Origin of the sequence: Burkholderia sp. ZZQ-2, assembly GCF_050768715.1 — a bacterium.
GTDB lineage: Bacteria > Pseudomonadota > Gammaproteobacteria > Burkholderiales > Burkholderiaceae > Burkholderia > Burkholderia cepacia.
Genome location: NZ_LDVA01000059.1, coordinates 1 through 24788, shown reverse-complemented (window position 1 = coordinate 24788; position 24788 = coordinate 1). Strand labels below are relative to the sequence as shown.

The 24788-nt window shown below is 60.8% G+C and carries 16 protein-coding genes; 5 read left to right on the top strand and 11 right to left on the bottom strand.

Translation table 11 applies throughout. The features are described 5' to 3' along the window. Positions 1–29: 29 nt before the first annotated feature. On the bottom strand, positions 30–1274 hold the full coding sequence (locus ABY44_RS02495; protein WP_060171115.1) for a right-handed parallel beta-helix repeat-containing protein: 1245 nt from the start codon (positions 1272–1274) through the stop codon (positions 30–32). 716 nt (positions 1275–1990) lie between these two features. Between ABY44_RS02495 and ABY44_RS02490 the strand changes: the two genes are divergently transcribed. Then, complete coding sequence (locus ABY44_RS02490) at positions 1991–3145, top strand: glycosyltransferase (RefSeq protein ID WP_059683290.1); 1155 nt, start codon at positions 1991–1993, stop codon at positions 3143–3145. Between the two features lie 21 nt (positions 3146–3166). Then, positions 3167–4246 carry a glycosyltransferase family 4 protein gene (locus tag ABY44_RS02485; protein ID WP_059696333.1) on the top strand — a complete coding sequence of 360 codons (1080 nt, stop codon included), beginning with the start codon at positions 3167–3169 and terminating at the stop codon, positions 4244–4246. 351 nt (positions 4247–4597) lie between these two features. Here the strand turns inward: ABY44_RS02485 and ABY44_RS02480 are convergent, their stop codons facing one another. The 7 genes from ABY44_RS02480 to ABY44_RS02450 form a co-directional block, all read right to left on the bottom strand. Continuing rightward, positions 4598–5851, bottom strand: coding sequence for an oligosaccharide flippase family protein (locus ABY44_RS02480; protein WP_060358949.1), 1254 nt, complete (start codon positions 5849–5851; stop codon positions 4598–4600). A 38-nt stretch (positions 5852–5889) separates the two neighbouring features. Beyond that, positions 5890–7080 carry a glycosyltransferase gene (locus tag ABY44_RS02475; RefSeq protein WP_059696337.1) on the bottom strand — a complete coding sequence of 397 codons (1191 nt, stop codon included), beginning with the start codon at positions 7078–7080 and terminating at the stop codon, positions 5890–5892. A gap of 384 nt (positions 7081–7464) precedes the next feature. Further along, on the bottom strand, positions 7465–8415 hold the full coding sequence (locus ABY44_RS02470; RefSeq protein WP_060171119.1) for an IS481 family transposase: 951 nt from the start codon (positions 8413–8415) through the stop codon (positions 7465–7467). A 96-nt stretch (positions 8416–8511) separates the two neighbouring features. Next, positions 8512–10323 carry a serine aminopeptidase domain-containing protein gene (locus ABY44_RS02465; RefSeq protein ID WP_060171121.1) on the bottom strand — a complete coding sequence of 604 codons (1812 nt, stop codon included), beginning with the start codon at positions 10321–10323 and terminating at the stop codon, positions 8512–8514. 197 nt (positions 10324–10520) lie between these two features. Continuing rightward, entirely contained in the window at positions 10521–11666 is a 1146-nt protein-coding gene (locus ABY44_RS02460) for an acyltransferase family protein (protein WP_059696349.1), read from the bottom strand. A 126-nt stretch (positions 11667–11792) separates the two neighbouring features. Next, a complete protein-coding gene (locus ABY44_RS02455; RefSeq protein ID WP_059696351.1) occupies positions 11793–13220 on the bottom strand; it encodes a DUF6418 domain-containing protein in 1428 nt (475 codons plus the stop codon). Positions 13221–13370: 150 nt separating this feature from the next. Further along, a complete protein-coding gene (locus ABY44_RS02450) occupies positions 13371–15686 on the bottom strand; it encodes a GNVR domain-containing protein (RefSeq protein ID WP_059683276.1) in 2316 nt (771 codons plus the stop codon). Between the two features lie 718 nt (positions 15687–16404). On the opposite strand from ABY44_RS02450, the gene ABY44_RS02445 reads away from it, so the two are divergent. Continuing rightward, the gene (locus ABY44_RS02445) at positions 16405–17586 is read left to right on the top strand and encodes a polysaccharide biosynthesis/export family protein (RefSeq protein ID WP_124544750.1); all 1182 of its coding nucleotides are present in this window, start codon (positions 16405–16407) and stop codon (positions 17584–17586) included. 295 nt (positions 17587–17881) lie between these two features. Here the strand turns inward: ABY44_RS02445 and ABY44_RS02440 are convergent, their stop codons facing one another. After that, positions 17882–20272 (bottom strand): hypothetical protein, encoded by a 2391-nt coding sequence (locus ABY44_RS02440; protein ID WP_060171123.1) that lies wholly within the window; start codon positions 20270–20272, stop codon positions 17882–17884. A 691-nt stretch (positions 20273–20963) separates the two neighbouring features. On the opposite strand from ABY44_RS02440, the gene ABY44_RS02435 reads away from it, so the two are divergent. Next, a complete protein-coding gene (locus tag ABY44_RS02435; RefSeq protein ID WP_059696358.1) occupies positions 20964–23165 on the top strand; it encodes a glycoside hydrolase family 3 C-terminal domain-containing protein in 2202 nt (733 codons plus the stop codon). 76 nt (positions 23166–23241) lie between these two features. Here ABY44_RS02435 and ABY44_RS02430 read toward each other — a convergent pair whose 3' ends face one another. Continuing rightward, positions 23242–23415, bottom strand: a complete 174-nt coding sequence (locus ABY44_RS02430) for a hypothetical protein (RefSeq protein WP_162923081.1) — start codon at positions 23413–23415, stop codon at positions 23242–23244. Continuing rightward, the gene (locus ABY44_RS02425; RefSeq protein WP_060171125.1) at positions 23412–23990 is read right to left on the bottom strand and encodes a DUF4865 family protein; all 579 of its coding nucleotides are present in this window, start codon (positions 23988–23990) and stop codon (positions 23412–23414) included. Before ABY44_RS02425 ends, ABY44_RS02430 begins: the two co-directional genes overlap by 4 nt. 125 nt (positions 23991–24115) lie before the next feature. Here ABY44_RS02425 and ABY44_RS02420 point away from each other — a divergent pair. Beyond that, the coding region (locus ABY44_RS02420) for a LysR family transcriptional regulator (protein WP_431640806.1) at positions 24116–24788 on the top strand (673 nt) is incomplete at its 3' end.

Sequence of the window (24788 nt, the reverse complement as noted above, 5' to 3'; positions counted from 1 at the left end):
TTCCGCCGTCAATCGACAGCGCCGGGCAATCAACGAGGCTGCCACGCGAATTCGCGAACGCGCGGCAGCAACGACGTATCCGCACCGACTACATCGGGCGTAACCAGCCGGGTTTGAAGCGCCATCGCGCACGGCTCGGCTTTCGCGTCGCCGACAGCGCAATCCTGCTTCGGGCCAACCCGTACCGGCATGCCTCCGATCCCCGACAATTGATTATCCGCAAGCCGGACCCCAGACACGTTTCCCCACACGCGAATGCCGTCGAAGCGCGCTTGCGATACGCGGTTGCCGATCACGGCCACTTGCGTCACCGTACCGGACCACGTGCTGACCTCTATCGCTGCCTGCTGCGTGAGTGGGCGCGGATCGGTCCGGCCGGTCACCGTCTGGATATTCGCAATTATGTTGTTCTCGATCCGGACACCGGACGCGCCGTAGGTCTGGAAGCTGTCTTCCTGCGCGACGAGAATCCCGGAGCTCACCTGCACGTTGCGCACAACGTTGTTCGAGATCGTCACGTCCGCGCCGCCGACCACCGTGATTCCGCGCCCCCACGTGTTGCCTTCGAGCGAGTTGCGCGTGATGAAGACGTTGCGGCTCAGCACACCATCGCCCCGGTAGCTCACCACGGCAATCATGTCATCCCCGGTGTCACGCACGACATTGCCTTGCACCAGCACGTCACGCGCGCCATGCGTCACATGAATGCCGTCGGCGAGCGTTGACAGTACCTCGTTTCCAACGATCGCGACGTCCGAGCCTCCAAACACGAAAATGCCGGCGCTGGCACCGCCGTCGATCACGTTGTCGAGTACTTGGACGTCGTGCCCCGTCACCTCGACCTTGGTCGACTCCCGCGTCGCCAGGCGCGTCGTGCCGGTTCCCCTGAGCCGAAATCCGATAAGCGTCGTACCGTCGCCCCGCATCTCGACCGTCTGGTCACCCGGGCGGGTTGCCATCAGCGTTGCGCCGTAACCCGACAGCACGACATTCGGCCGCCGCACGATCAGTGAACGACCGATCACATACCGCCCTGGCGCGAACACCAGTCGCTGCCCCGGACGCAACCCGTCCAGCACGCGTTGCAACTCATCCGCCTGATCTGCTCGGCCGGGGGCGGGATAAACGTATGCATCCGGTACGTTCGCATGCAGCGCACCTGAGGCCGACACGTCGGATGCCGCCACGACGATCCCGGGCCACATCGATCCGCCAGCCATCAGGATGCCGGCGATTACGGCGTACGCGCGAGACTGGCATCGTGAACCATGCATATCGAATCGGTTCCCTGGAAAAATCTGATGCACGGGGGCTGCCCCGTGCGCTCGAATACCCGCTGCCGCGGCTGACGTGGTTCACGCCCGCTGCCGCGAAATCGATTGCTTCTGCAGCGACGACAACAAGCTACATCCTTGCCACTCGTTGACCGCCGGGCAGATCGGCGATTTCGTCGAAACGGACGAGGTAATGCTTTCCATTGGACCATTTGATCCTGCTAGACCTCGGTGCGCCAGCACACCTAGATATGCAGCCCCATCTCTTCTGATGCCGCGACATTCCACGAATCGTTACGCGGACATAGCGCGAATCTCTCAACGACGAACCGCTCGGTGAATGTCGTCAGCCCAGGCGGCGATCGATTAATTCCTTCGTCGGTAAGCCATCGCACCCAGCGCGTCGCGCATGCGCTGCACAATGCCCTCATCGTCAAACGCGCGCCACGACAGGCACTTGCGGTTGCGTGATTTCGAGGGACGGTGGCCCGAGGCCTGCCCTCGTCGACTCTACCGTCGACGCCAACGGATCATCCACCTCAATCCCAACATGATGGATTCAATGCGCGAAATTTTCATGAATTCATGAATTAGGAATCCATATTTCACTGAGCCGGATGTCGCGTATGCGCGACCCGCCGGCTATTTGACAATCCGCCGTCCAACCACTTTCACGGCAATCGATGAAAAACGCGATCGAACCGACAGGCCGAAAGATGACCACAAAGAAGATCGTTCATATTGCCGAGGCGTTTGGTGGCGGCGTGCTTTCGATGGTGACCCTGCTAGCCAATCACGCCGCGGCAGCCGGCGTCGATGTGACGGTACTGCACTCGATTCGCCCCGAAACGCCGGCCGATTTTTCAACGTTGTTCCGGCCTGACGTGAAGCTGATCTACGTCGACATGGCACGCGAGGTCAGCATCAGGCAGGATCTTTTGAGCGTGCGCGCGCTGGCCAGGATTCTTCGCGACTGCAAGCCGGCCGCGATTCATCTGCATTCGTCGAAGGCAGGCGTACTCGGGCGTCTCGCGTCGAGAATTGCCGCGCCCAATGCGACGGTCCTCTATTCCCCTCACGGCCTTTCATTCCTGCGCTTCGATATTTCCCGCATGAAGCAGTTTGCCTATCTGAACTTCGAACGCATCGCGGCTCATATCGGCGGAACCATTGTCGCGTGCTCCGGCAGCGAGCTCGGTGAGATCAAGGAAAAAGTCCATGCGAAATCGGCAGTTCTCGTGGAAAACGGCGTCGATGTCGCCGAGATCCTGCCCCGCCGAGCACGAGACGATGGCAAGACAGTGGTTGGAATGAGCGGTCGGGCATCGTTCCAGAAGAACCATCACGCATTCGTCGAGCTGGCCACCAAACTGCAGCGGGCTGACGTCGACTTCCTGTGGATCGGCGGCGACGCCGACGAGATTCCGGATCCACGCCAGAGCACGGCCGTCATCTGCAGCGGCTGGGTGACTCGCGCACACGCGCTGGCACTCACGTCGGGTCTGGACATCTATGTCCAGACCTCCCGCTGGGAAGGCATGCCGGTCGCATTGATCGAAGCCCAGGTTGCGGGCATACCGGCCGTGGTGACGGACGTCGTCGGTAATCGCGACGTGGTGATTCACGGCGTAACCGGATATATCGCATCGAGCGTCGACGAGATGGCCGTGTATCTGACCAAGCTGCGGGACGACCGGCAACTTCGCGAAAAAATGGGTGCGGCAGCGCGCACGAGAGCGGTTCAAAGGTTTTCGATGAACACGGTCTTCCGGCAGTGGCACATGCTTTATGGCCTGGACGCGGTCGATTCTCACGCCGGCACTCGCGACTTCAAGCCGGTTGCCCTCGACCACGTCAAAGCCCGATTCTGAGTTCAATGTCCAATGATTGACATGACCGCCTTCAAAAAGTCGAAACATCTCGTGTACAACGGTCGATTCACCACGCAGAAGACGACCGGCGTACAACGGGTCGCACGCGAGCTGATCGCCGCGCTCATCAAGTTTCAGCCTCAAGAACCGGTGACCCTCCTTATGCCTCCACAGCCCGGCGTAGAGGTGAACGGCGCGCGGACCGTCAAGGTCGGTTTTTACAAGGGTGCCGTGTGGGAGCAACTGGTGCTCCCGTTTTTCGCCCGTCCCGGTCGGCTCGTCAATCTCGGCAATTCCGCGTCCATTTTCATCCGCAACCAGATCATCTACATGCACGATGCGGCGGTATTCGACACGCCCGCCCACTTTTCGCGTTCGTTTCGGGTGTGGTACCGAATCATGTTCTGGATCCTGGCGCGAACCTCCGCTTGCGTGCTGACCAACTCCTATTTTTCACGGGACCGCCTCGCCTACCACTGTGGCATCTCGACCGAGAAAATCAGCGTCGTTCCGCTTGGTGCGGATCACCTCGACTCGCTGAAGCCCGACACGAGCGTGCTCGACGCGCACTCGCTGACGCCGAACCGGTTCGTGCTCGCGGTCAGCAGCATGAATCCCACCAAGAACTTTGGCCGGCTCATCGCGGCATTTCGGCAGATCGACGATCCGTCGGTCGACCTCGTCATCGTCGGGATGAGAAACACCACCGTGTTCGGAAACCAGGATCATGTCTTGGCGGCAGAACCGAACATCAAGTTCGTCGGCTATATCAGCGACGAGCAACTGAAAGCGCTGTACCAAAATGCGGCATGCTTCCTTTATCCATCCATCTACGAAGGTTTCGGCATCCCTCCTCTTGAAGCGATGCGCTATGGTTGCCCGACGATCGTCGGAAAAGCCGCGGCGCTGCCGGAAGTCTGCGCCGATGCGGCGCTGTACTGCGATCCGTATTCGCAGGACGACATTGCGGAAAAATTGCGGCGCGTGCTGGGTTCCGACGCACTCAGAGCCGAGCTCAGACGGAAGGGAAATCTCCACGCGGAAAAATACTGCTGGAGCAAAAGCGCAAAAATGATGACGGAAATATTCGAAGGGCTGTAGGCGATCGAAGCAAGCCGTCGCTTCGACGGAGGATTCGCACCGGCATGATCCGGCGTGCTCACTCTGACGGTCGTCTCAACCAAGACTCGCGCCGTCACCAAGCCCTGGAAACATGGAAAGGGTCGGCATTTGCGCGCCGAGGCAAAGAAGTTCATGACCAAGCCCCCGATTCGACTAGCAAATACTCGACCGGAAACCTGATTCGCGTATGTCACGCGGCTGAATCACCAGTGACGCAGCATCCGATCCTTGCCCATACTTGCGATCATGGCGCGAGCAGCCCTTCGTGCTCTCGGTAGAGGACAACGAACCGTCGTCGCCGCAGACCAACCTGTTCCGTCACGAGCCGCATCACCTCGATCTTGCCGGTATGTTGATCAGGCCAACCCGTTCACGGAAGAGCACGTACATGAGTACGACGGTCACGATCGTTTCGACCATCAACACCGCGATCGCCGCGCCACGCTCCGCGAATAGCGAGGCAAGCGGCGGCAGTATCGTGACGTTCAGCAAGCCGGACGAGATCAGGATGGTACTGAAAACGCGCTTCATGCCGAGCGGCAGCATCGTCTGGATTCCGAATAGATCGGTCATGCATGCCATGAACGGCACCAGCGCAAGACAACGCAGCACGCCGACTGTCGGCCCGAACGTGTCTCCGTACAGGATCCGGACCGCGAGCGGCGCGAACTCGTAGATCACCGCCGACATTGCGAGCACTAGCGCACCCTGCACGACAATCAGCTTGCGAAGGAACGCGAACGCCTCGTCACGTGCGTTATGCATCAGATAGGTGATATGAGGGTAAGTGGTTGCCCTCAGCGGCTGCAACATGCCGACAGCGGCCCGGATCAGCTTGTCGCCCGCGGCAAAATAGCCTGCGGCCACGTGACCGGAAACGATACTCAGCAGGACGGTGTTGGTCGAGGCGTAGAACGAGATTGAAGTCGATGCGAGGAAGACCTGCGTGCCGCCTTTCAATGCATCGACAATATCCGCGAACCGCACGCGGACACGCGCGATCTCTTGACAAAAGAACAGGTAAGCAAGCGAGGTGAAACCGCAGAGCAACGGCACGGCTGCATTAATGGCGACCGCATGAAGAATATCGTCCGGCGTGTGAACCCACAGGAAGAAAGCGCCGACGCTCAGTGCTCGATACCCGACCACCGTCATGCTGAACACGCTCAGCTTCTGAATGCCCTGAAAGTACCAGCCTGGCGTGAGCGCGGCGCCTATTGCCATCCCGAATTCGATCAGCAGCGCCGTGCGCTCCGCTTCGAAGTACGGAATCAACGACGTCATCGCGACGAGTACCGCGAAGCCCGCGACGGTTATCAGCCACTGGGCGCTGATGGTCGTCCAGAAAATTCTGGACCGCTCGATCTTGTCACGCGCGAGCGCGACGCGCGGCGTCGCCGTCAGGTCGAAGCTGTAATTCACCAGATTGATGAAATACGTTGTCACCGCGAGCACGAACGCCAGCCTTCCGTACTGTTGAGGGCCCAGCACACGGGTCAAGAGCGGTAGCGTGACGAGCGGCACGACATACGTCGAGATCTGCAACGCAAACAACATGGCGAAGTTTTTTCGAACGGCGGTCATCGTGCTTTCTGAAGTGAAAATGGGTAGTGCATCGACTGTCAGCAGGCACGCGTGCGCGGTACGGGCTCGTCAATACCGAGCGCGGCATACAGCGACGATGCGTAGCAATCGATCGAGTAACGTGACCAGTCGTAGTGACGATTTTCGTCGGCGAGGTGCGTGCGTAGCGCGTCGATTGCGCGGGAGAAATCTTCGGGGAAGTTTCGATAGAGGATCTTGTTGCCGATTTCGTCGCCGAATGTCGACAGACTGCCGATGTCGTTCACGAGCACCGGCAGGCCGAGCACCGCGGCCTCGACTATCACGAGGGGGGCGTTTTCCACCCAGATCGATGGAAGCACAAGCGCGTCGTGCGTAGGCAGTTCGGCGAAAAGCGCGGCGTGATCGAGACGGCCGGCAAAACGCAACCTTCCGGCTTTGACGAGGTCCGCGTGGCGTTCCTCGAGAGGACCGCGCTCCGATCCGTCACCATAAACGGTAAGCGATTCGATCGCTTCGCCGGCGGAATCGGCCATAAGCGCGAGAAACTGAGCCAGTCCCTTGTCCGCTTCAATACGGCCGACGAACGCAAGATCCAGGCGAGCGCGCTGCGCAGGTTTCGGCGCGCGCGGAACCAATGCCGAATCGATCGGATTCGATAGAAGCGTGACACGGGTTCGCCCGAATCGCCCGATCAGGTCGCGCATGAACGGGCTTGGGCAGAGGATTTCATCGAACAGGCCAAGCGGGTCGAAAAGTGCATTGACCGTGTGCCAATGCAACTTCTTAACGACGTCGTGGAAAATTCCGTGCGGACTGGCGACAGAGACGATGCGTCGGGCACTGTGCAGCTGGTCCAGCGACAATGGTTTCGTCTGCCCGCGGGAATAAATCTGCAGGCTCGGATTGTAGAACACGAGATGGTAATCGTGCGCAGTCAGGTACAAACTGCACCCCGAGCGCCGCTTGTAGCGGGCAAGCACGGGCAAGATCGCGCTCGACAGCAGATTGTGATAATTGTGTACCAGAATGCGTTGTGGCCGAAACCGATCGAGCTGCGCGACGAGCGCACGCGCAGTCGCGCGCGACCATACACGAGCGCGCCGAATATTTTCGACCGCGGGCAGCGCATGCTCGTCGAAGGTTTCGACCGTCACGTCGGTGCGCGCGCGCAGCACGTCAACGGACATTCGGTACACCTCCTCCGCCCCTCCCCTTCGAACGAAGTCGTTGATGACCAGCACGCGCATCACGCAGGACCTCGACATACGTGATGCCGGAAGCTCGACGCATCGTCATCGTCTTCGCGTCGCGTCGAGATCTGCACGGTGTCGCAGGCCGCTTGCAAGCAGTAAATTTTGCGCAATTTCCGGCAGTCGTGGCAATTTCGTTTCATGGATATTCCTGAGCGGAATCACTGCGCCACGTACGTCCGGCAAGTGGCCCCGTGACACACTACGTCGCAACGATAACGTACCGAGAATGACGAATCTGTTCGCATGGTCACTCAGAGCCGGTTTCGCCATACCTTCCCGGTGTGCCCGCGAACGTTCCTCGCAACGCTCGAAACGAATACCGCGATAGCGGCGGCGACATAACGCTGCCCGCCCCACCGACAACGATAAGGCTGCGGCCTAGCTGCGAAGCGTCAAGAGGTTGTTTCTCGACGCGGGCAGTCTGGCCATCGGCGCAATTCCGCCGATGGCGCTGTGGGCACGATGCCGGTTGTGGTGATGCGGCCAGCTTGCGAAGGCATCGCTGCGGTGGGCGGAGCTTTGGTATGTCCAGGCGTATGCCCACTCGCGCAAGGCCGATTGGATGAACTGCTCAGCCTTGCCGTTGGTCTGAGGATGATACGCCCGTGTAAATTTGTGCCGGATACCCAATTCCTGACAGGCGCGAGCGAATTCGCGTGAACGGAACGCCGAACCGTTGTCGGTCAACAGCCAGCGCACACGCACGCCGAGTGCTGCATACCAAGCCACGGCGTCACGCAAGAACTGCACGGCACTGGCCTGCTTCTCGTCCGGATGCATCGCCGTGAAGGCAATACAAGCGTGGTCATTTACGGCCACAAACAGATACTCCCAGCCGATGCCATCCACCGAATTGCGCCGATCGCCCGTGACGCGATGGCTGGGGCGTGCGATGCGGCCGAGCTTCTTGGTATCGATGTGCAGAAAATCCCCCGGAGCCTCATGCTCGTATCGCTGGATCGGCTCGCGCCGCTGCAGATCGGTCAAACGAGACAATCCAGCACGTACCAAGACTCGACTGACAGTCGACGCAGATACACCGACCTGGCGTGCGATCTGACGCTGCAACAAGCGCTGCTGGCGCAACTCAACGATCAGCAGAGCCGTGGCTGGCGCAATCGCGCTAGGCGAACGAGTTGGCCGAGAAGAAGCGTCGGCCAGCGCAACCGCACCGCCGGCCAGGTAGCGTCCAAGCCATTTGCGCACGGTCGGTGCTGTCACGCCGTGATCGGCTGCCGCCTGCGGCACACTCAAACCGAATTCGGTGATCTCGTGAACCATCTCAAGTCGGCGGGCAAAGGTGAGTCGGGCATTCTTATGGGTGTTCATCCGGCTGGCTTCCCGGAAGGTTGGATGTTTGGCGACTTCCAGTCTCCCGGACTCAGTCCGGATGAACCATCGATACAACCCATTGAAGCTTCACAACTAGAGCGTCGACTCGGTGTGCCGTTTGCGCGAGTGCGACACAGTCGCGTGTTTCGTTTTCTCCGGCACCGCTAGCTCCACCGGCGCCCGCCAACATGCAAGCAGTGCAGTACACCTATCGATGACATATTGCGCGGCGGCGGTGCCGTGCAATGAATGATCGACGGATTCCTGCAGATCGACCGATATGTTCGGCAAATGAGCGAACGCTCGCGACGCGGGACCGAAATGCCGTACCAGTGTATCGACGCCCGGATCGAGCATGCCGTAGACAAGATGGGTGCGAATGCCACGCGCCGACATGTCGCGCAGCAATCCTCGCGGCGTATCCTTGCCGGGGTATCTCCCGACCCGCTCTGCGATACGCATGATCGGCACCGACATGAAATCGACGAGGAAGCGCGACAATCCGCGCAGTACCGGACGCAAATCACGACCACTGCGCAGCAGACGGCGCCACTTTCCAGCGCTGCGCAGCGACGCTAGATAGCCTCGCATCGAATTCGTCTGATTCTTGATCACATTCGTGAGCGTCTCTCCGCGCGGCCACACGAAGACCTGGAGATTGACTGCGATCGCGCCGGCAAACTGGCCGTTCGACGCGGCATGAAGCGACGTATACGCACCGGAGCAAATCCCGAACGAAACAACCTTGTAATGCCCGTGCTCTTTCAGCCAGTCTGCAGCTGAAACCATATCGGTGATTACCTGATCCGAATACGGGATGTCCTGCTGATTGTCACGTGCGCGCGCGCCACTGTCACCGATTCCGCTGGCATCAATCCGCAGACTGCAGATACCCTGCGCGGCAAGCGACCGGGCGAGTCGAACCGCGAGGCGTCCATCCGCGATGCGTGGATTGGCGGCCGTATTCGTTATCAGGAGAGTGGGTGCGGCGGCACGCATGATGCCTTCGGCCGGCTCGCACAGCACCCCGACCATCTGCTGCGGACCCACGCGAACGATTCGTTCGATACTTTCTTTTCCCTTCAGTACCACGCCGGCGTCGGTGCATTGCGCGCACGCGCGAACGATCGGATCCGGATCGTCGTCGAGCCAGTCCGCAACCGTGTCGAGCAATGCCTCCGGAAGCCGCGACCAGAGCGGCTCTCGCATTGCGTCCGCCCAGTCGGTGCATGCATGAACCTTTACCTCGACACCCCGCGCCTGCAACGCGTCCGAAAGCGTCGCGCTGTCGCCGTACGGTGCATCGACCAGCAATGCGCGCGCCGGCAATGTGCCCGATTGACCGGCAATCTGGCGCAGGTCGATACGCCGCAGCGCCTCGACCAGATCATCTGGGTACAGGTGTCCGAGTATGTTCAGGGGTTTCTCGTCGCGAACCGCGCATCTCACGGTCGGCGGGGCATTGTCGAGCCAGTGTTGCGCGACGACAGAGAGCTCGCGCAGGTAGCCGCGACCGCGCACGACGGGCGCGAGCGCGATGAAACGGGTTAGCCCGGGGATGCCGTCCGCGGCGAGGAGCGCCACTGCCGCGCCGGCACGTACCCCGACGAGCGTCAGATGGTCCACCGTGATGCGCTCTCGCAATGCCTGGACCGCGGACTGAACGCTCCCGAGCATTTTCCCGAAGCGATCAGGATCGCTTTCGTCGCCTAGCGAATCGCCACTCGCCGGATAATGAAAGCGCAGCACCGGGAAGCCACGGTCAGAAAGATGCTCGGCGAGTGAACGCACGAGCTTGTGAAGCCAAAGTGCTTCGTGACCGAGCGGCTCGCAGATGACGATGCCGTGTGTTCGATTGCCCTCGTGAAGCCAGCCGACGCATCCATCAAACTGGACAGGTGTCATGGTCTTATCCTTGTTTTAATAAACTCTAACGAAATCCTCTATATGGACTTCAATCGTGCGGTGCCGACCGATATCCGTTTCATGCCGCAATCCAGCATCCCCCGGAAGATATCGGGCGTCCGCTTCTCGATCCCGAGAACCATCCGCGTTTCTCTTTTTCAATCGGCCCGAATGTCACCCGGACCGATCCGTACGGATCAGCCGTCAGCGTCGCCAGAGGCAAACAGACTACTGCTGCGCCGCGCGGTGAGCGTACGCGCAAACTCCACGAACGGAGCCTCGCACAAACGATAGCCGGCCCATGACAATGGAATCAAAGGCAGGACCGGTACGATCATGTAGAGACCAAGCGGCCATCCGGTGACGTGGAAACGCTGGCACAACCAGAACATTGCAAACAACGGGAGGCTATGCAGCAAATAGATCGAGTAACTGATCTCGCCCAGCCATGAAAGCAGGCGAATGCGGAGCTTCAGAACAGTCGCCAATGCGACGAATATCGCGATGCCGATGAAGTAAGCAAGCGAAGTCGGAAAGTGTTCCATGTTGTTATGTCGCCAATCGCTGAGCGCCCCCATCAGCGCGACACTTGCAATCACCGCCGTCAGGCAACCTACCGCCGACCGGTAAGTGAGCGCCATTCGACCCGGTGCACCATGCCCTGGCCATCGAACGCGCAGCAATTTGAGAGGCGTGTCGTATGCCTGCCGAAAGCAGGCACCCCAAAACATGATACCGAGATGGTACGGCATGGTCTTGTATTCGCTTGGCATACCGGCCGGGGCGAGTTTCAACTCGACGATCGTCACGAACAGCCCGGTCAATCCGATGCTGACAACACATAGGCAGAACATCCGGTGAAGTACGCCGCCCCAGAACAAGATTAGGCAGAGCCCGTAAAAATACAATTCCGTCTCGAGCGTCCAGCCATGCGGCAAGATCAGGCTTTCTCCGAATGCGGCGGGCATCATGGTCACGTTTGCCACGATCCCATCGATATCCATTTTTTTATCAAACAGATACCAATGAACAAAATATCCCAAAGGAAGCGCCAACCAGTATGCCGGGTATAACCGGAAGAACCTTCGAACGAGGAACCGCTTCGTTCCCGCACCAATCTCTCCGTGCAGGCTGGAGGGAATCAGCATGCCGCTGATCGCGAAAAACACGACCACACCCACACGCCCGAAATTCATGGAGCGTTGAAGCGTGTCGAGCATGTATTGCGATCCTGCCAGCGGAGCAAATCGCTCGGCATAGTGTGTCCATATGACGAGTATCACGGCAACCGCGCGCATCGCATCGACATGGTGAAAGCGCTTCGAATCGTTCGAGTGGGACATGGCTGAAATAGTGAAAACCCAAGTATCTCGATCGCAACGCGACACCCATGCCTGCGGCGTCAGCCCAAATGATTCCGGTCGTCGAGATCGCACCGTTCGGTGCAACGGCCCAAGCGAATGCCGCATTCAACTCGAGCCGGAACGCCTCCTGTCGATCACGTACCACCAAACCAGTGCGGCCAACGCATAAAATGCCGTGCGCGAGCCGAACATCATCCAGTAATCGCCCTGCTGAACGGCGAAGGTCGCATACGAGAAGACCTTCGCCATCAGCCACAGCATCACGACCCCGCCACGCATCGTGACCAGGATCTGTAACGCGGCCAGCGCACCATATACGACGCCGGTCATCGCGACGAAAATTGCCCCCCCGACATAGCCGAACCAATACACGGGTACCGCCATGTTTCCCATCGTGAACGTGACGTCGTCGAAGATGTAGGCCTTGAGGAGCTGTGGCTCCATATACGAGATCATCAAGTCGCGCAAACCACTCGGTTCGGAATCGTCGAAAAAGGTCGGCATCGTCCAGGAAGCGAGAGAGTTCACGAAACGCCAAAAAGCAGCCGCGCCGCCGAGTGCCGGTGCCGTGAACATCCGCGCATCACCGTCCACCACGTACCACGGCTGCCCCTGCAGCAGAAAGCGCGACGAGATCACATCCGCAACTTCCAGCCCCTGCCCCCGGTAGGCGTAAACGATGGAAACGGTGCCGAGCAAGAGCGCCAGCCCGGCACCTATACCCAGATAGCGGACAACCGGCTTACCGTTCATCGCATGAATCGCGATGAACGGCGCCAGCGAACACAGGCCGATATGCAGCACCGCCATGAATTGCTCGCCATGCAGCACATTGAGGCCCAGGTCGATCGCCATCGTAAGGATCGCCAACCACCGGATGCGTTTATTGGAACTGGTGGCAATGGTGCCCAACAAAAAACCCATGAAGGTTTGATTGTTCAGGAAAAGATTGAACATCGCGCCGTTCGACGCATCATTGCGCAACGCATACCTATTGATGCCGGTAAACAACGAGAATCCCGACGTCAGCCCCGCCAGCACACCGGTCACGATGATCGCGGCCGCAAGTGCAAACCCCATCGTCATACTGATTGGTTGCAACGCAATCCGCGCCCTGATCGGCTTGTACGACGGACGCTCATCAAGGAACCTGTCGAATGCGACGAGCGCACATAAGACAAAAATCAGATAGAACGAAAGAAGCCGGCTGAAAGCGCCGGTCGCCTCACCCGAGATGTCGGTTTCCCTCAGGTATCCACCGTTCTCCAGTCCGACACCGGCAAGGAATGCAGTCAGCCCGATCGCGAGTACATAGAGCACCGACACTGCAAACACCGGACGATACTTGACCAGGACGACAAGTCCCGATGTTGCCAGCAACAACGTGCACGTGGCGCTCGACTCCGTCACGCCGAGCGCCGGCATCATCGCATTGATCAAAAACGCAAGCGCGAATAACGTCGATATCGTCACCCCGGTTGCGGATATCGGCCCCCCGTTGATTTGTATTGTTCGCGCAGTTTTGTCTATCATGCTGCAACCTGAAATTCGTTCCACCGGTGACGCACCGTTCTAGCCGCACGCGCCCTGCCCGCTGCAAGATCGCCCCCCTTCCGCAAGCGCACTGCCGGCTCCCTCGCTCGATCCAGCCATGAACCAGCGAATTGACTGGTGCATGCGATATCAGGCAACGTTTCTCAGCAGTCCCTTTCTTACCCGCTCCCACGCCCTGAACAGAAATGCAACGGGTACGACGTCGCCTGGAGCGTTTCGCGACTTGGCTTCTTTCGTATGCGGCTCGATGTTCGCGTAATGGCGCCGACGCAATGGTGAAGGCTGAAAGCCGTTGAATACCAGCCCATCCACTTTCACGCCAACCCGGTTCAAATTCCGGATCACATCCGCCACGCCGGCGTAGCTGACCGAACCTTGCCGCGCCACCATCAGCGTAACGTCCGCCAGCCTCGACAACATCGCGACCTTCGCGACCGGGCGCGCCACTGGCGCATCCACGACGACCGCGTCGTATTCGCGTCGCAATGCGGTGATCAGAGGATCGAGCCGCTCCATTTCGAACAGGTGCCGCGACGGCTCGACACGTTTTCCTGCAGGCAGTACATCGAAATTTTCCCGGACGTGGTAGATCGCCTTCCCGAGGTCCCGCGAGCCAGTCAACACATCCGACATCCCTGCCGGGTATTTCGTGGACACGTATCGATCAGCGCCCGATTCGTCTGCATCGGCACGCACCAGCAGTGTTTTGAGACCGCTTTGCGAGAACAAATGCGCAAGATTGGCTGAGATCATCGACCTGCCCTGACCCGGCTCGGGAGACGTGACCAGAACGATCCTTGATTTACCCTGCGTAGCAGTCGTCGCGTAACGCAACAACAGCGCCAGATCGTCCAACGCTTCGGCCAGCGGCGTATCGGGATACTCCCTCGCCGCTATAAACGCCGATCTGTCGTTCAGGTCGGCCTCGACCTGATGTAACGAGGTCGGGACAATACCCAGCACAGGGACGCCGGCCACCTCCTCTAAATGCTCCGGATTCCGGGCGTTTTGGAAAAACAACGCACAGCCTTGTGCCGAAGCAACGCCCAGTATCAAACCGATCGCAGCACCCAGCACGATGACGAGCAAGCGTTTCGGCTGAACCGGTTTGTCGGTGACATCAGCCTTGTCGATAACGGACGCGTTACCGACGGTGCCAGCTTTTGCAATTTGCAGCTGCTGCGCGTTGTTCATCAAGCCGATATAGAGTTGATTGTTGACCTCGACGTCGCGCGATAGGCGCAAGTAGGTCTGCTGCTGCGACGGCAAGCGCGCGACCTTGCTTTTCAATTCCGCCGACTGCTGATCCAGCGTTTTCAGCTTGCTGGCTACCGCAGTAAGCTGAGGTTGTCCGGCGACATATTTCGACGCCAGATCCTGGTACTCGAGCTTGGCTTCGAGCCGCGACTTTTCTACGAGCGCCAACTGGTCGATCAGCAGTTGCACATCGCCTTGCGCATCGATCGATCCCTGTGCATTGCGAAACTCGTTCAACGCATGCTCAGCCTGCTCCAGTCGCTTCTTGACCACCGGCAATTGCGTGTCGAGAAACGCAAGACTGTGCTCGGCATCCTCCGAGCGCCGCTTTGTCTTGGCGTCCAGATAGGCGGCAGCAATGGCATTGAGCAACCGCGCGGCATACACGGGGTCAGGGTCCTCGAAACTCAGCTGCATGATGCCCGACTGACGTTTCGTTTCGGCCCCGTTCAGTTTCTTCAGGACAGCCTCGAGTCGCACCGGCGTGGCGACGCGGCGCACGCGAAATTCCGTACCGGCGCGTGCCACGATCCGCGATACCTCCACCCGATACCCGTTTGCCTCGGTTGGTTGGCCCACTTGGCCCGCCAACACCTCTTGACCATTGCTGTTCTTCAACAGGAAGCGATTACCCTCGAGATAGTCGAGTTCCAGTTTCTTGCCGATCTGCGCATCGGGAACGTCGAATTTCGTGAATTCGATCCGCTCGCCGCCCCACGCCCAAAACGGCGTATTTAACAATGGCTCGACGAGGCCATTGCGATCCTTCGACAAGATCGAACCGAGTAAACCGCCGACGAGCGGAATCGTATTCCTGACCGACACATCTACCTGCGCGACGGTAGCGTCGATTGCCTGGGTGACAACCGCGCGCGAGCGAGCGATATCGATCTCGCCGACGACGGCCGAGTTCTGGATATCCAGCGCGTTTGAAATTTCGGAGAGCGAACCCAGCGCGCTGTGCTTGTTTTCCTCGACCTGTATCAACGTGTCCACGGAGTACATCGGTGTTGCCGCAACGGCATACACGATCGCCAACAGCAAACACCCCAGGAAAACAGCCAGGAAAACGCGCCAGTGATCAAACACGTTTTCCAGCAGCTGGACCAGCGTGAAGTCAACCCCGTTTCGAGAAATACTTCCCGATCCGTCTCGAGATCGCTTCGATGAAGGCCTATCCAATGTCATGCATACGCTCCCAAATTGCCGTCCTGACGGGCTCACTGTCGCCGTGCATGCTGTTGATCACGCATGTCCCGCCACTCGCTCCGGGCCACTCTTTTCGGCACATCACGCGAGGCACTTGTCCTGAGTCCGACCACCTGCACGCGAGAACGCACCGTCGAATTCGTTGAACAGAAAACAAGTGACCTTGCTGGTCCGGATCACTATGCGATAAATGCGCGGTTTTCTGAGTGCGATGCCTTACATTAAGCGGCCCCGAGTAAGCGAATCACCGGGTCACCGACCCTCTCGCGCCACGTCGGGGGTCGATTCGAGAAATGTGGCCCAGCCTACTTGAACGCGCCCGACCGCAATGTTCCCCCCCTGTTTTCGACCTACCCCAACCGCACAAATAAATGACGAATCAACGACTGCTCGCGAGCGACCAATCCGGCCTGCTATCCACGGCTGGGTGAACTAACGCACATCCTTTTTCCGTGGTTCGTCCAACATGGCCCATGCGGGAACCCATCCCGGATCGGCCGGTACGCCCGGCAGCATGCGATGAGGTCGAGGCGTTTGATAGTCGGTCGACTGGAACGGCAAGCGAGCGAGTAAACAAGTGGGGTCTTCGGTCGAACTCAGGTTCATGAGCCCCCGTCACCTGCCGAAAAACGTCTTCGTCGCAATACGTCAATGTATCGATGACAAGGCTTTTTGTTTAACCATGCTGAATGACGACATGAGCAGCCACGAACGATTCGGCACATCGGTGCCGAACAAGAACGACCCGACAGGGCGCCGAACGCGCGCGGCGCTTTGCCTGGCGATTTCCGCCATGCTTTCCGCTTGTGCATATGCGCCCGGACAGCACATGGCGTCGTCCCCTGCATTGCCGGTCACGACTGACGACAACGGTGACGTGACCAGCGACATGAAGGTGCCGGTCAAGCAGATCGATCTGACGCTGATCACGCTCATTCGCGCGGAGCAGAAGAACCGCACCGCGTCGCCCATTCCCGACAATCTGCTCGGCAGGCCAAGCGGCTACAGGCTCGGTCCGGGAGACGTGTTGCAAATCACGGTATGGGATCACCCGGAATTCGCCACCGCTGCCGGCCAGCCGACGCCGAACACGAAGTCCTCGGACGCGGCGCCCGGTTTCGTCATCGATAGCGACGGCAACGTGCAGTTTCCATACATGACGCGACCGATCCACGCCGCCGGAAAAAACGCGGTGCAGATCCAGCGGGAAGTCACTGCCGAACTCAAGAAGGTGTTTATCAAGCCGCAAGTTACCGTTCGCGTGGCATCGTTCCGTGCCGAGCAGGTGTATGTAGACGGTGAAGTGCGAGCACCCGGTTCGCAGGCGATCAACGACATTCCGATGACTTTGGTCGAAGCAGTCAATCGCGCCGGTGGCTTTGCACCGACAGCGGACCAGAGTCGCGTCACGATCACGCGCAATGGGACGACGTATCCGGTGAATGTCGCGCGGATGATGCAAACGGGCAAGAACCCCGCCGCCATCATGCTGCAGCCGGGCGACCTGCTGCATGTGAGCGCGCGCGAAGACAATCCGATCTACGTGATGGGTGAAGTCAACAAGCCGCTGGCCGTGCCGCCGCAACGTGACGGTTCGCTCACGCTGAACGAAGCACTTGCACAGGCCGGCCAACTCAACCAGCAGACGTCGAATGCCAAACAGGTTTTCGTGTTGCGCAAGGCCGACGACAGCGATCCCGTAGTCTATCGACTCGACATGAAGTCACCGGTTTCGATGCTGCTGGCGAATCAGTTCCCGCTGGCGTCGAAGGACATCGTCTATGTCGACAATACCGGGCTCGTCCGGGCCAGCCGCGTGCTGAATCTATTGCTGCCGGCAATCAGTGCGGGTTTGACCGGCGCGCTCATCACCAAGTAATTCCGCTTGTCGGCCTCGGCAAGCCAGCGTGCGAACCGGAAAGACACCGTCCGGTGACGCACGCTGTTTCATTTATCCGGGGGATACGCCGCGGCCTCGCGTGAGCGGCACGATATACAGTCAGCTAGCGCCCCGCGCTACCTGCCGTCACGGTCGTGCTCCGGCGCGGCCGCTCCCGCGGCGACACACGATTGGACACCGTCCAGCCCGGCGCGTATGTGAGCAACCCCACCGAACGCCAAACTTCATACGGAAATGGTGCCACACCCTGAAAAGCGATCGTGACCGCGGCTTGCTAACCGCCACACCACTTGTTCAGTGTTACGTCGAACGTAAAAGTCAGAACCTGGCCGTTCGCCATGACGACATTGCCGCCGGTTGTCGTCTGGATGTTCGCGTTGTTCGCGATCGTGCAATTGCCGTTGGTCGCAACGATCTTCACCGACTGGCCGTCGATGCCCCCGATCAGGTTGGTCAGCGTCGTGGGCGACGCGTAGTTCGCCGTCAGTTTGCTGATACCGGTCACCCCGGGCGTCGAACTTGTGCCGACGAAGCCGTTGGACCATACCGCCATCGCGTTACCCGCGCTGTCGGCCGTCGGCACGCCGTAGCTGTAACGAACGAGCCCGGTTGCATTCTCGATGTGAAATTGCCACGGCCACATTTGCAGCAGGCGCCCGCTGGCCCATGCGCTGTTGACAGCGCGTCCGTAGCGGTCTTCCGGAATATATTTGTAGCGCCCGGCGACACCGTTGCCTTGCGAAGCGTCGACGCAGATCTTCGAGAAGTATTCACCGGCAGGAATGTACGCGGTACTGGATGAAGACGGCGTAAACGTATAGGTGTCGGTCCCGGCCGTGACGCTTCCCGAACGCGTGATCGTGCCCGTGATGCCGAAAATGGTCGCCAGCGTCGTATCGCCGGTCCCGTTGACTGCGTTGACCGGCATGAAGATCGACAGGTTCGGTGTCGTACCGAACGACCAGCCCGGGATCGCGACGGCGCCCGTCCCCGTCAGCATCAGGGCGGATGCGACCTGCTGAAACACACTGTCGGTCTCGCAATCGATTCGCAGGTTGTACGGGCTCTCGGTGGAAATGAACACCGCCTCGGCACATCCGAAATAATTCCTGAACCTGATCGTGTTGTAGCCGATATTCCCGATCGTCACCCCCTTCACCGTCTTCGGGAATGCGAAGGTAAATTCATTGTCCGTGGGATAAACATTGAAATTCGGGTTCGGCAGAATCTCCGCTGCGTAATCATTACGTGCGCTCAGCGGGACGTTGATGTCGAAAAGGCAGTTTGTGACCTGTCCGATGACGCTAAACATCCGGCCGCCGCTCAGTCCCATCGTCGTCATCCGGTCGTGCAGCACGATGTTTCTCGCTTGAATTCCGTACAGCGGGAAGCCGGTATTCGACGTGCGCCGATCCTGCACGGCAAGCGCGGTGCCATAGCTGAAGATGATGTCGATATTGTTCAGGTTGAACAGGTTCGACGAGTCGGACATAGTGGCAGCCGGGCTGTCGTCAAGGTAGACCCCGAAACTCGGCGTATTCGTCGACAGGTCGCCGCAGTGCCTGATCTTCATCGTGTTCAGATTGATCTCGCGCACGTTGGCGCGTGCTTGCGTCGATCCGCTTCCGGTGTCCATCCACAGCACGCCGGCGCCGCGGAAATACAGACAGTTCACGTGAGCGACATCGAGCCAGTCCACGTTGCCCTGCAACACCAGGCCATGTTGCAGTGATGCGCACGCGCGATTGCCCTGAAGGGTAAAGTCGCGCAGGACACACCCGGCGAGCACGGCCATGTTCGACGTCCATGACACGTTTCCGGTCTGCGGCAAATCCGTCGCTTCGTTGTTGAAGCCCGCGTTCAATACCGTCAGGCATTGGCCGCTGACGCCGGCTCCGAACTGAATGATCGAGGTGCGCGCCGAATGCCCGAACACGGCTATCGGCTTGGTGATCGGCGGAAGCACGAGGCTCGAATAGTAGACCCCGGCAGGCAGGTCGCCTTTGACCGGCCAGATAGTCATCAGGTAATTCAGCCAGGCTGTCAGGGCCGGGCCGTCGTCGGTGCCGTAGACCACGTTCGCCCCGGTCGCCGACGCATTGGCCGCTTTCGCGAGCGTGATCTGCGTTGCGCTGACGAACGCCGCAATCGTGGTGGAAACGACCAGCGTTGCAACGCCACTGGCGTTCGTTGTCGCGATGTCGATACGCTTGCCGACGTCCGCCGCCGTGAATACCGCCGAGGCCGACGAAAACGATGTTGATCCCGATGTCGTGACGCCGTCGTTGACGATCCGGGTGTTTCCCTTTGCACCAAAATATTTGGCGCTAACCGGCAAATTGGCCGGAAGCGCCGCAGGTAAATCCATCCATACCTGTGTGGTACCCGCAGCCAGATTCACGACCGCACCGCCATTGCTCGACGCCAGCACGGTGGTACGCGCTAGCGTGTTCCCGCTGGCGTTGTATGTGCCGATTCCGATCTCCCAGTTCCCGCTCGGAACGCCGGCCCCCGTGACGGCTTGCAGCCCGTAATAGAAAGTATCGGCATTGGCGCACACGGACGAAAATGCGCGGAATCCCGTCATTGCACCGGCCAGGGACAGTGCCCCCGTACCGGTAGAAGTGGTCGTTTCCTGAACCCGATCCTGAAGCTGGAATGCCATATCGATCCTGCACGTGTGATTGTCGGACTTAGCGGAAATCAACTCCTGCCGCACCTTCGGATTCGATGCCCGGTATATTGATTACCGAAAAGAGATGTGCGAGTTCGATCGAGCGTACGCACCCGCGCAAGACTATAAACAGATTCACCGGCAAACAGTGCGTGAAATGACCCAAGTGATTGAGCGATACCGCCATCGCCATATGAAAAGTACGTTTCGAACATCCGGTCAACCGCGTCGTATTCGATGACATGTCAATGTCGATCCCGTTAGATGTGCACGCAACGAACCGGACAACTAGTCTCGCAATAGCACCAGCACACAGGTACTTCTTACCCGACCACACCCCCACCATCGGGAACGATGACCGCCTTTCCAACCCACCCTGCGCGACTACGCGATAAAGATCGTACATATCGGTAGAAACACCGATGCTGTAGTCAAACTACATTCATACCATTAGTCGCTGCAGAGAATCGCTACATCCGATTCGGCAGTGCCGGGCGGCCTGCGCGTCGCCGCCCGCGTTGACCGGTCGAGCCCAACCGGCCGTAACGATTCCCCGCCCGGCCTGGCATGCCGACGCGCAACCACCCTGCATCGCCAGCCGAATGCGTCCGGTGCGAATCCACCGGACGAGCGCAGCTCCAGACATCATCCGAACAATCGGCAATACGATCAGGAGAGCAACATGCGGGACACACTCTGGCCGGCCGTCGTGCTGGCAGCGACCCTCTGCACCACCGCCTACGCAGGCGACGCCGACTTCAACGCACAAGGCGATGCGACCGATGCGTTCGCGTCGGCCGCCGCGCAACGGCGCGCCGACCTGCTCGTGCGCAAGATGACACTCGACGAGAAACTCCAGTTCATCCATTCGCAATACGAAATGTCCAAGGTGCCTGGCGGCGGCGCCGGCTATATCCAGGGCGTGCCGCGGCTCGGCATTCCCGATCTCAACATGGTCGACTCGGCGACCGGCTCCGGCAGCACGTCGCAGGCCAGCACGACGTTCCCCGCGACGATCGCCGTCGCCGCGAGCTGGGATCGCCGGCTGTCGTACGACTACGGCAAGCAGGTCGCGATCCAGTTGCGCGCGCAAGGATTCGGCATGGGCCTCGGCGGCGGCACCAATCTCGCACGCGAGCCGCGCGGTGGCCGGCTGTTCGAGTATCTCGGCGAAGATCCCTTGCTCGCGGGCGACCTTCTCGCCGAACGCACGCTCGCCACGCAGCGGCAAAAGGTCATCGCCACGATCAAGCACTACGCGGGCAACGAGCAGGAGCACGGCCGGATGGGCGGCAACACGCAGATCGACGAACGCACGCTGCGCGAGCTTTACCTGCTGCCGTTCGAGATCGCCGCGAAGCGCGGTCGCCCCGGCAGCGTGATGTGCAGCTACAACCGGCTGAACGGCGCATACGCGTGCGAAAACCCTCACCTGCTGAACGACGTGCTGAAGAACGAATGGGGCTTCCAGGGCCAGGTGCAGTCCGACTGGGGCGCCACGCACAGCACGGCCGCCGCGATCAACGCCGGGCTCGACGAGGAAGAAGACGTCGGGCCGAGCGTGTACCTGACGCCGACGGCCGTCAAGCAGGCGATCGCGAACGGCTCGGTGTCGACCGCACGACTCGACGACATGGTGCGGCGCAAGCTCGCCGTGATGATCCGCGTCGGCGTGATGGACGATCCGGCCACGGGCGGCGGCACGATCGATTTCGCGGCCGCGAACCGGTTCGCGCAGGCCGCGTCCGAGCAGTCGATCGTGCTGCTGAAGAACGACGGCAATCAGTTGCCGCTGGCGGCATCGGCGCTGTCGCGCATTGCCGTGATCGGCGGCCATGCGGACGCGGCCGTGCTGTCCGGCGGCGGCTCGGGCAACACGCGCGACCCGGTGTCGGGGTCGTTCGCGGGTTGCGGCGGCCTGACGTTCGGCGCGTCGACCGGGTGCAGCTGGTGGCGCAATCCTTGGCTGAAGGTCGACGTGCCGATCGTCGCGGCGATCCGCGCGCTTGCGCCGGCCGCGCAGGTCACGTATGCGGGCAACAGCGACCAGCAGTCGCCGTTCCGTGCGTATACGCAGCAGGAAATCGACCAGGCCGCGGCGCTCGCGGGCCGCTCGGACGTCGCGATCGTCGTGGTGGCCCAGCCGGCCGGCGAGGATTTCGGCGACCTGCAGAGCCTGAGCCTCGCGAACCCGTCGAACCAGGACGCGCTCGTCGAAGCCGTCGCGCGCGCGAATCCGCATACGATCGTCGTCGTCCAGAGCGGCAATCCGGTGCTGATGCCGTGGAAGGACAACGTGTCGGCGATCGTCGAGGCGTGGTATCCGGGTGAAGCCGGCGGCAAGGCGATCGCGAACGTGCTGTTCGGCGCGGTCAATCCGTCCGGCAAACTGCCCGTCACCTTCCCCGCGCGCGATCAGGATTCGCCGGCCTGGGGGCAAAACGGCACGTTCGACAACGACCCGGTCTACGCGGAAAAGCTGAACATGGGCTATCGCTGGTATGACGCGCGCAACATCAAGCCGATGTTCGAGTTCGGCTACGGGCTGTCGTACACGCACTTCGCGTATTCGGGGCTGTCGGTGTCGAAGCAGTGGGACGGGTCGCTGAGCGTCGCGTTCACGGTACGCAACGACGGGCGCGTCGCCGGTGCGGAGATCCCGCAGGTCTATCTCGGCGTGCCGTACAAGGACGAACCGCCGAAGCGGCTGGTCGGCTGGGAGAAGATCCGGCTGAATCCGGGCGAGGCGCGGCGTGTCCGCGTGACCGTGTCGCCGCGCATGCAGAGCGTGTGGGATACGTCACGTAACGGCTGGCGGTTCGTGCCGGGCGGGACCGTGTACGTCGGTGCGTCGTCGCGGGATATCCGGTTGCAAGGGCACTGAGCGGCACCCACCCAGCGGAAGAGCCGCGCGTGTCGTGCCCGGCTCTTCCGTCTTCCGCCGTCCGCACCGGCGATCCTCACCGGAACAGCAGCGCCAGCAGCGTCGCGAGCGCGGCAATCGCGGCGATCCCCGCCGCGATCCCGGCCAGATGCGCGGCGACCACGAGGCCGGCCGGCAATCGCACGGATGCCGGGCCGCTCGCCCCACCCGACGGCCCGGCCCGCGATCGCGACGCGACGCCCGTCGTCATGCTCCGCTCCCTTCCAGCGTATCGAGCAACGGCCTCGCCAGATGCAGCACCTGATACACCGTGCCTGCGCCGCCGCCGTCCGGCTCGTGTTCGGTGACGAGGGCACGCGTCAGCCGCCAGCGTAGCGAGTCCAGACTGACCGCGGCCGCCACCACACCCTGCCGCGCCGCCACTTCGCGATTGCGCGTCACCTCCCGCGCCAGCGTCGCCTCGAGGTCGGCATCCGCCGGAATATCGACGGCTTCCAGACGAACGAAGCGCCCCGTCGACGCACTGCCCTCGCGCGCATCGAGCGTGACCTGCACGTCGATCGGCGCGCGGCCGAAGCTGTCCGTCACGACCCGGTAGCGGCCGCCCGTGACGAACCCGGCGAACGCCTGCTCGTTACGCCACAGATAGAACGACGCATAGCCGTTTTCCGTCGCACCGTAGCGCCCCGCCTCGCGCAGCAGGAACCCCTTGAACACCAGGTCCGGCGTGTCGTCCCAGAGCCTGCCGCGCTCGCGCACGCGATGGCGGATGATGTCGAGGTCGTAATCCGCCGGCAGGCGGTGCACGTAGTACGCGGTCAGCATGATCGACTCCTGAAGGGAAACGGAGATTCCGAATGGCTCGAGAACAGCGTAGAAGACCTTGAATCATTTGAAAATACGATGGCAGAATATTTCAATGATTCGATTTCTCAATGGATGAGAGTGCGATGAAAACGCTCGACATCGAAGCCGTGCAGGCGTTCGTGCTGACCGCCGACCTCAAGAGCTTCACGCGGGCCGCCGAGGCGATGGACACGACGCAGTCCGCGGTGAGCCTGAAGATCAAGCGGCTCGAAAGCGGCCTCGGCCGCCGCCTGCTGGAACGCACGCCCCGGCAGGTTCGCCTGTCGGCCGACGGCACCGCATTCCTGGAACCGGCGCGCGAACTGGTGGCCGCCCACCACGGTGCGATCGGCGCGTTCGGCACCGGCCGGCGGCGGCTGGTGATCGGCGTCAGCCACCATGTCGTCGGCGCCGATCTCCCGATGCTGCTGCGGCGCATGAGCGAAGCGGAGCCGACGCTCGTGCTGGAGATCCGCGTCGCCGCGTCGCGCGACGTGCTCGATGCATTCGACCGCGGCCAGCTCGACGCGGCCGTCGCGCTGCAGCACGACAGCCGGCGGCTCGACGGCGAAACCATCCTGTCGGAGTCGTTCGGCTGGATGGCCGCGGCGGATTTCGAGTACCATCCGCCGCAACCGCTGCGGCTGGCCACGCAAGCCGAACCCTGCAGCGTGCGCCGCATGGCGATCGGCGCGCTCGACCAGGCCGGTGTCGGCTGGACGGAGGTGTTCGTCGGCGGCGGCGTCGCGACGATCGGCGCGGCGGTGTCCGCGGGGC